This is a genomic window from Pseudomonas sp. BTN1, from assembly GCF_001907715.1.
Taxonomy (GTDB): Bacteria; Pseudomonadota; Gammaproteobacteria; order Pseudomonadales; family Pseudomonadaceae; genus Aquipseudomonas; species Aquipseudomonas paracarnis.
In genome coordinates, this window is the sequence record NZ_MPBM01000016.1 from 108,121 (window position 1) to 116,519 (window position 8,399).

Below are 8,399 nucleotides of genomic sequence, written 5' to 3' on the forward strand. Positions count from 1 at the left end.
GTATCCCCATGCTTATCTGGTTATTGGTGGGTCTCGCCGCCGCGATTGCCCTGGCGTATCGACAAGCCGCCGCCACCCTCTGGCTGGGCGCTGGCCTGGTCTGGTTAGCGGCGGGTTATCTGTTCAACGCGGTGGCCGTGCCGGGCATTACCCTGGCGGCGGTATTGGTGGTGCTGCCCGCCTTGGTGCTGGCAATCAAACCCCTGCGCCGCAAGCTGCTGACCACCAAGGCCTTGGGCCTGTTTCGTACAATCATGCCGGCGATGTCCGATACCGAGCGTGCGGCGATAGAGTCCGGCACGGTGTGGTGGGATGCCGAGCTGTTCAGCGGCAAACCCGACTGGCAGCGCCTGCTGCAAGCCGCGCCGGCCAGCCTGAGCGCCGAGGAGCAAGCTTTCCTCGACAACGAAGTCGAAACCCTGTGCGACATCGCCAACGACTGGGAAACCACGCAAGTCTGGCAGGACATGTCCCCCGAGGGCTGGCAGTACACCAAGGAGGCCGGGTTCCTCGGCATGATCATTCCCAAGCAGTACGGCGGCAAAGGCTTCTCCCACTACGCCCATTCCCAAGTGGTGATGAAGCTGTCGACACGTTGCTCGGCGGCAGCCATTTCGGTGATGGTGCCTAACTCCCTGGGGCCGGCCGAGCTGCTGCTGCATTACGGCACCGACGCTCAGCGCAACTACTACCTGCCGCGCCTGGCACGCGGTGACGATATTCCGTGTTTCGCCCTGACCAGCCCGTATGCCGGCTCCGATGCCGGCGCGATCCCTGACCTGGGCATCGTCTGCAAAGGCATGCATGAGGGCGAGGAAGTACTGGGTTTCAAAGTGACCTGGGACAAGCGCTACATCACCCTTGGCCCGATTGCCACGGTGCTGGGCCTGGCGTTCCGCGCCGAAGACCCGCAGGGCTTGCTTGGCGCGCCTGGTTCCCTGGGCATTACCTGTGCGTTGATCCCCACCTCCCATCCAGGGGTAAACAGCGGCCGGCGTCACTGGCCGTTGAATGCGGTTTTCCAGAACGGTCCTACTACCGGCAAGGATGTGTTCATTCCCTTGGAGTGGGTGATCGGTGGTCGCGAACAAATCGGCAACGGCTGGCGCATGTTGATGGAATGCCTGGCGGCAGGCCGGGCGATTTCCCTGCCATCGGCCAACGTCGGCCTGGGTAAAGTGGCGGTGCGCGGTACCACAGCCTATGCGGCGATGCGCAAGCAATTCGGCCTGCCCATCGGCAAGTTCGAAGGTGTACAGGCGCCGCTGGCGCGCATGGCCGGGCATCTGTATGCCTGTGATGCGGTGCGCAAGGTGTCGGTGGCATCCCTGGACGCCGGCGAGAAACCGTCGGTGATCTCGGCCATTGCCAAGTACCACGTCACCGAGCGGGCGCGCATCATCGTCAACGACGGCATGGACATCGTCGCTGGCAAAGGCATCTGCATGGGCCCCAATAACTTCCTCGCCCGTGCCTACCAGCAAAGCCCCATCGCCATTACGGTGGAAGGTGCGAACATCATGACCCGCTGCCTGATCATCTTTGGCCAGGGCTTGATTCGTTGCCATCCCTACGTGTTCCGCGAGATGGAAGCGGCGCACAACCCCGACCGGCGCAAGGCCCTGGAAGACTTCGACAGCGCAATGTTTGGCCATGTGAGTTTTGTCGTGGCCAACACGGTACGCGCAGCGGTGCATGCCCTGACCGGCGGACGCCTGATTGCGGCCCCGGCCAAGACCGACTCGGCGCTGGCTGCCTACTACCGCCAGGCCAATCGGCTGTCGGTGGTGCTGGCGCTGATCTCGGATATTTCCATGGGCGTGCTGGGCGGTGCCCTCAAGCGCAAGGAAAGTATCACCGGGCGCCTGGGGGATATTTTGTCGCAGTTGTACATCTTGTCTTGCGTGCTCAAGCGCTTCGAGGATGACGGCAGGCCCCAGGCGGACTTGCCGCTGGTGCACTGGGCGGCCCAAGACGCCTTGTTGCGCGCCCACGAAGCCTTGGCCGAAGTGCTCGACAACTACCCTTCAAAGCCCGCAGCAGCAATGGTGCGTGCGTTGAGTTTTCCGTTTGGCATCCCGCAGCGCAAACCGTCGGATCGCCTGTTGGCGCAGGTGGCGGAGGTGGTGCAGACCCCTGGCGAAACCCGCGACCGTTTGCTGGCCAACTCCTACATCCCCCGTCCGGAAGTCGACAAGCTGGCCTACGGCGAATTGGGTTTCCGTTTGCTGCCCCAAGTGGAGCTGATCGAGGCGCGGCTCAAGCCCGCCATCAAGCAAGGTCTGCTCGGTCCGCTGCCGATCTCTGCCACGGCCTTCACCGACTGGCGCGTGAAGGCGCGGGCGCTGGATTTGATCAGCGACGACGAAGACGCCTTGCTGGCGCGCTATGTGGAGTACGCCGACCACGGTATCCAGGTGGATGACTTCCCCCAGGACTTTGGTTTGCTGGAGGCCCTGCAGCAGCGTAAGCAGGCACTTGAACCGGTCGCCAAGCGGCGCAGCGTCCCGGTCAGTTAAGAGCAACCCCGGTCCACCTGTGGGAGCTGGCTTGCCTGCGATGGCGTCACCTCGGTTTGACTGATACACCGAGTCGCGGGCATCGCAGGCAAGCCAGCTCCCACATCGATCGGGTTTACAAGACAGCCATTGTGTTGTGAGTGGAACCCTCTATGAGTGACAGCTACCTTTCGTTCGTCAATTCCCCCTGGGGCCGGCGCCTGGCCCAGGCGGTCGGCTTGCCGCAACCCTTGCCCCTGCAACGGCATCGCAGCGGCAAGGCCGGCCTGGCTAACCCGGTGATCATCGCCGGGGCAGGGCGCCTGGTGGCCTCGGTGCAGCGCGTGTTCAGCGCCACCGACACCGTCGCCGCGACCCCGGCGACGCCCAAGGCGCCGTCCACGGTCAAGGTGCAAGGCGCGGTGTTCGACGCCAGCGGCGTGGCCGATCTGCAACAGCTGGACGAGCTTTACCTGTTCTTTCACAGCAATGCCAAACGCCTGGGTCAGCATGGCCGGGTGGTGGTACTCGGCACCGCGCCCGAGCATTGTAACGACTTGCCCCAGGCCATCGCCCAACGCGCCCTTGAAGGTTTGGTGCGGTCGCTGGCCAAGGAGCTGCGCCGGGCGATCACCGTGCAATTGCTGTACGTGGCGCCGGGCGCCGAAGACGCGCTGGACAGCAGCCTGGGGTTTTTCCTGTCGCGCCGCTCCGCCTATGTTTCCGGGCAGGTGGTGCGCCTGGAAAAACCGGTCGATGGCCACGCCGCCATCAACTGGGACAAACCCTTTGCCGGCAAACGCGCCCTGGTCACCGGCGCCTCCCGTGGCATCGGCCTGGCGATTGCCCAGGTGCTGGCGCGCGACGGTGCCCATGTGGTGTGCGTGGACGTGCCTCAGGCCCAGCAAGCTTTGCAGCAGGCGGCGACCAGCGTGAGCGGCTCGGCGTTGCCCCTGGATATCACCGCCGCCGATACCGCCGCGCTGTTGCAAACCCACGTCAGCCAATACGGCGCCTTTGATGTGGTGGTGCACAACGCCGGGATCACCCGCGACAAGACCATCGCCAAAATGACCGAGGCCGCCTGGCGTAGTGTCCTGGCGGTCAATCTCGAAGCACCGTTGCAGCTCAGTGAGGCCTTGCTCGACAGCCAGGGCTTGAACCCCGGCGGGCGCATTGTGTGCGTGTCGTCAATTTCAGGTATCGCCGGCAACCTGGGGCAGAGCAACTACGCCACGTCCAAGGCCGGGGTGATCGGCCTGGTGCAAGGCCTGGCACCGCGTGCGGCCGCCCGGCAGGTCACGGTGAACGCGGTGGCGCCCGGCTTTATCGAAACCCAGATGACCGCCAAGATCCCGCTGATGATCCGCGAAGCGGGGCGGCGCATGAATTCGTTGTCCCAGGGCGGGCAACCCATCGACGTGGCCGAGGCCATTGCCTGGCTGGCCCATCCGGCGTCGGGCGGGGTCAATGGCCAGGTGGTGCGGGTGTGCGGCCAAAGCCTGTTGGGAGCCTGACCGATGGACTACGTGACGCAGATCATCGACCCACCGCCGTCGCGCACGCAGTTGCTGCTCGGCGGCTTGCGCGCCTTGCGCAAACCCAAGTTCGACGGTGCGCCGCCATTGCCCACCGCACGCCTGGTGCGCAGCGCGGTGGAACTCTCGCCGGCCGGTATCGCCGCATACGCACGGGCGTGTGGTTTTCGTCGCGAGCAGGGCGTGCCATTGTCCTATCCCCATGTGCTGGCGTTCCCACTGCACCTGATGCTGCTGACCCGGCCAAGCTTCCCGTACCCCGCCAGCGGCATGGTGCACCTGGCCAATCGCATTCGTCAGCACCAGCGCCTGCACGAGGGCCAGGCGCTGCGCCTGGAAGTGTATTGCGAGCGCTGGGTGGCCCATCCGAAAGGGCAGGCCTTGAGCATCGCTACCCGTGCCTACAGCCAGGAAACCCTGGTGTGGGAAAGCGACAGCCTGTACTTGCGCCGTGACGTCAGCAATCCGGTGGGTGAACCCTGGAATGACCCTCTGCCACTGCAGGAAGACGGTCTGTTACGCACCCAGCGTTGGGTGCTGCCCGCCGACCTGGGGCGACGCTTTGCCAAGATCTCGGGGGATTTCAACCCCATTCACACCTCAATCATCGGTGCCAAACTCTTCGGTTTTCGTCGCGCCATCGCCCATGGCATGTGGACCCTGGGCCGCGCATTGGCAGCGCAACAGCCACCCGGCGGCCTGGACCAGGCCGAGGCCCATTGCGACTTCAAATTGCCGATCTTCCTGCCCGGCCAGGTCGCCCTGTGGAGCCACCCCGTGACCGGCCCACGGCGCGAGTTCGAAGTGCGCAATTTCGCCGGGGACAAGCCCCATATGCGCGGGCTATTCATTTGCAAAGAGAGCCAGCAATGAGCGACTACAGCTTTACCCCAGCCCCGACCCGCCGCGTGGCGATTATCGGCGGCAACCGTATTCCATTTGCGCGCTCCAACACGGTGTATGCCCACGACAGTAACCAGGACCTGCTGGTCGCCGCCCTGCAAGGGTTGGTGGAGCGCTACAACCTGCACGGCCAACGCCTGGGTGAGTTTGCCGCCGGAGCGGTGATCAAGCACTCGCGGGATTTCAACCTGGCCCGCGAGGCGCTGTTGTCCACCACCTTGTCCGCGCAAACCCCTGCCTACGATGTGCAACAAGCCTGCGGCACAGGGCTTGAAGCCGCGCTGCTGGTGGCGAATAAAATCGCCCTCGGCCAGATCGAAGTGGGCGTTGCCGGTGGCGCCGACACCACCTCCGACGCGCCCATTGGCATCAACGAATCCTTGCGCCATACCTTGCTTGCGGCCAATCGGGCCAAACGCCTGGGCGACAAGCTCAAAACCTTGTTGAAAGTACGCCCCTCGATGCTGTTCAAACCGTTGCTGCCGCGTAATGGCGAGCCGCGCACCGGGCTGTCCATGGGCGAGCACTGCGAAGAAATGGCCAAGCGTTGGCAGATCAAGCGCCTGGCCCAGGACGAGCTGACCCTCACCAGCCACCAGCGCCTGGATGCGGCTTATAAACGCGGCTTCTTCGACGACCTGATCAGCCCCCATCGCGGCTTGGCGCGAGACAACAACCTGCGTGCCGATATCAGCCTGGAAAAGCTCGCTGGCTTGTCGCCGGTCTTCGATCGCCAGAACGGCACGCTCACCGCCGGCAACTCCACGCCCCTGACCGATGGCGCCTCGGTGGTGCTGCTGGCCAGTGAAGAATGGGCCGCCGCCAATGGCTGGCCGGTGTTGGCCTACTTGCGCACCGGCGAAACGGCCGCGGTGAATTTTGTCGACGGCACCGAGGGCCTGCTGATGGCGCCGGCTTACGCCGTGCCGCGCATGCTTGCGCGTGAAGGCTTGGGTTTTGCCGACTTTGATTTCTTCGAGATCCACGAAGCGTTCGCCGCCCAGGTGCTGTGCACGCTCAAGGCGTGGGAAGACCCGCAATATTGCCGCGAACGACTCGGCCTTGACGTTCCTTTGGGCAGCATCGACCGCGCCAAGATGAACGTCAACGGCGGCTCACTGGGCTGCGGTCATCCCTTTGCGGCCACCGGCGGCCGGCAATTGGCGGCGCTGGCCAAGGCCATCCACGAACGCGGTGGCGGTCGCGGCCTGATCTCGATCTGCGCAGCGGGTGGGTTGGGCATCACCGCCATCGTCGAAAAGTAGCGCTATCAAAAACAACAATAAGGACACTGCGATGAACGCGATCAGCCTGGAACACACCGAACGCATCTGGTTGAACACTTACCTGCCCGGCGTGCCGGCGGACATTGAGGCCGGGATCGAGGATTACCCGTCGCTGCGCGAAGTGTTCCTGGAACACTTGGAAAAATTCCGTGAGCGGGTCGCCTACGTCAGCATCGGCACCGAAATGACCTACGCCGATTGGCGCACCCAAGGCATTGCCTTTGCCGCCTGGCTGCAGGACCAGGGCGTGAAGAAGGGCGATCGCGTGGCCCTGATGATGCCCAACTGCTTGCAGTACCCGATCTGCCTGCTGGGCACGATCCTGGCCGGGGCGGTGGTGGTCAACGTCAACCCGTTGTATACCGCCCACGAGCTCAAGCACCTGCTCAAGGACAGTGGCGCCGAAACCGTGGTGATCTTCGAAAATTTCGCGCATACCCTGGAAAAAGCCATGGTCGGCAGCAGCGTCAAGCGTGTGGTGGTGGCGGCCATTGGCGACTTGCTGGGCACCTTCAAGGGCGCGGCAATGAACTTCATCCTGCGCAGCGTGCAGAAGCAAGTGCCGGCCTTCAGGCTGCCCGGCTCGCTGCGTTTCAACCAGGTGCTCAAACAGGGCAGGGCCATGCACCATTTGCCGGTCAGCCTGGGCCGCGAAGAACTGGCCTTTTTGCAATACACCGGCGGCACCACCGGCGATGCCAAGGGCGTGATGCTCAGCCATCGCAATATCATTGCCAACCTGCTGCAAGCCAAGGCCTGGGTCGGTGACCAGTTAGACCAGCACAAGCAGGAAACCAACGTGACCTTGCTGCCGCTGTATCACATCTTTTCCCTGACGGTGAACTGCCTGATGTTCATGTGCCTGGGCGGGCGCAATATCCTCATCGCCAACCCCCGGGACGTGAAGCGCGTGCAGATGATCCTGCGCAAGGAACGCTTCAATGGCATTGCCGGGGTGAACACGCTGTTCAATGGCTTGCTGGAGAACAAGGAGTTCTGTGCACGGGACTTTTCCGACCTGCGCCTGGTGATTGCTGGCGGCATGGCCACCCACACCGCCGTGGCCAAGCGCTGGAAGGAGGTGACTGGGCTGCCGATCATCGAAGGTTACGGGCTGACCGAATGCTCGCCCGTGGTGAGCATCAGCCCCATCGATATTTCGCGTATGCGCGAGATGGAATTCACCGGCAGCATTGGCGTGCCGTTGCCGTCGACCTGGGTGCGTTTCATGCGCGAAGACGGCGAGCTGGCTGACATCGGCGAGCAAGGCGAGCTGCAAGTACGCGGCCCGCAAGTGATGCAGGGCTACTGGAAGCGGCCCAAGGAAACTGCTGAGGTATTGGATGCCGACGGTTGGCTGTCCACCGGCGATATCGGGGTGATGGACGCGCGCGGCTATATCCGCCTGGTGGACCGTAAGAAGGACATGATCCTGGTCTCGGGTTTCAATGTGTACCCCAATGAAATCGAGGACGTGGTGGCGATGCACCCGGATGTCGCAGAAGTGGCGGCGATCGGTGTGGAAGATGCCGTGAGTGGGGAGAAGGTCAAAATCATCGTGGTGCGCAAGGATCCGACCCTGACCCAGGAGCAGATTCTTGCGCATTGCCGGGAATACCTGACGGGGTACAAGGTGCCAAAGTATGTGGAGTTTCGCACCACGGAATTGCCCAAGACAACGGTGGGCAAAGTACTTCGTCGGGCGCTGCGTTGATCTAAAGTGACGGAGACCCAAGAGTGGGGGGATACCGTACCCTTAAACGCAAGCAGCGCAAGGTACGTGTCGACAATGGGAGGTTGTTCGATAGCTAACTGTATGCTGAGTTTGATGAGAGGATTTTTGAGGTGCTGGTGTTTTAAGTTATTAAGGTTATAACTAATGGGTATAGATGTCTGCAGGGTTTCACAGGTGTATTTAGAATGAAAGGTCTCTTAACTTAGGTGGCAGGGATGTTGCGGTTAACACTGCAATCGTGCCCTGAGGCACACTTAATGGAGATTCTTAAATGGTGAGCAAAAAATCGTCGGCCTTATTGCTTTCTGGCGCATTGTTTGGTGGTGTAATGGCTTCAACTTACGTGCGCGCAGAGACGCAGGTTTATAATCAACCTGGTACCCATTACTTCACCGCCCCACTAGGAGTTACAGTAAAAGACACTGTGATAGGCGGTGAC

The 8,399-nt window shown here is 62.5% G+C and carries 5 protein-coding genes; all 5 read left to right on the forward strand.

The window, feature by feature from the left end; genetic code table 11:
* Nucleotides 1-8 precede the first annotated feature (8 nt).
* Complete coding sequence (locus BMH52_RS06500) at nucleotides 9-2,519, forward strand: acyl-CoA dehydrogenase (protein ID WP_072434506.1); 2,511 nt, start codon at nucleotides 9-11, stop codon at nucleotides 2,517-2,519.
* Between the two features lie 152 nt (nucleotides 2,520-2,671).
* Nucleotides 2,672-4,015 carry a 3-oxoacyl-ACP reductase gene (locus tag BMH52_RS06505; protein ID WP_072434507.1) on the forward strand — a complete coding sequence of 448 codons (1,344 nt, stop codon included), beginning with the start codon at nucleotides 2,672-2,674 and terminating at the stop codon, nucleotides 4,013-4,015.
* A gap of 3 nt (nucleotides 4,016-4,018) precedes the next feature.
* Entirely contained in the window at nucleotides 4,019-4,909 is an 891-nt protein-coding gene (locus tag BMH52_RS06510; protein WP_073843211.1) for a MaoC/PaaZ C-terminal domain-containing protein, read from the forward strand.
* Nucleotides 4,906-6,204 carry an acetyl-CoA C-acetyltransferase gene (locus BMH52_RS06515; RefSeq protein WP_073843213.1) on the forward strand — a complete coding sequence of 433 codons (1,299 nt, stop codon included), beginning with the start codon at nucleotides 4,906-4,908 and terminating at the stop codon, nucleotides 6,202-6,204. Before BMH52_RS06510 ends, BMH52_RS06515 begins: the two co-directional genes overlap by 4 nt.
* 31 nt (nucleotides 6,205-6,235) lie before the next feature.
* Entirely contained in the window at nucleotides 6,236-7,939 is a 1,704-nt protein-coding gene (locus BMH52_RS06520; protein WP_072434510.1) for an AMP-binding protein, read from the forward strand.
* Nucleotides 7,940-8,399: the final 460 nt, after the last annotated feature.

Bases quoted from the DNA above. Each gene is read 5' to 3' on its own strand.
- BMH52_RS06500 (WP_072434506.1), top strand. From the start codon at position 9: ATGCTTATCTGGTTATTGGTGGGTCTCGCCGCCGCGATTGCCCTGGCG.
- BMH52_RS06505 (WP_072434507.1), top strand. From the start codon at position 2,672: ATGAGTGACAGCTACCTTTCGTTCGTCAATTCCCCCTGGGGCCGGCGC.
- BMH52_RS06510 (WP_073843211.1), top strand. From the start codon at position 4,019: ATGGACTACGTGACGCAGATCATCGACCCACCGCCGTCGCGCACGCAG.
- BMH52_RS06515 (WP_073843213.1), top strand. From the start codon at position 4,906: ATGAGCGACTACAGCTTTACCCCAGCCCCGACCCGCCGCGTGGCGATT.
- BMH52_RS06520 (WP_072434510.1), top strand. From the start codon at position 6,236: ATGAACGCGATCAGCCTGGAACACACCGAACGCATCTGGTTGAACACT.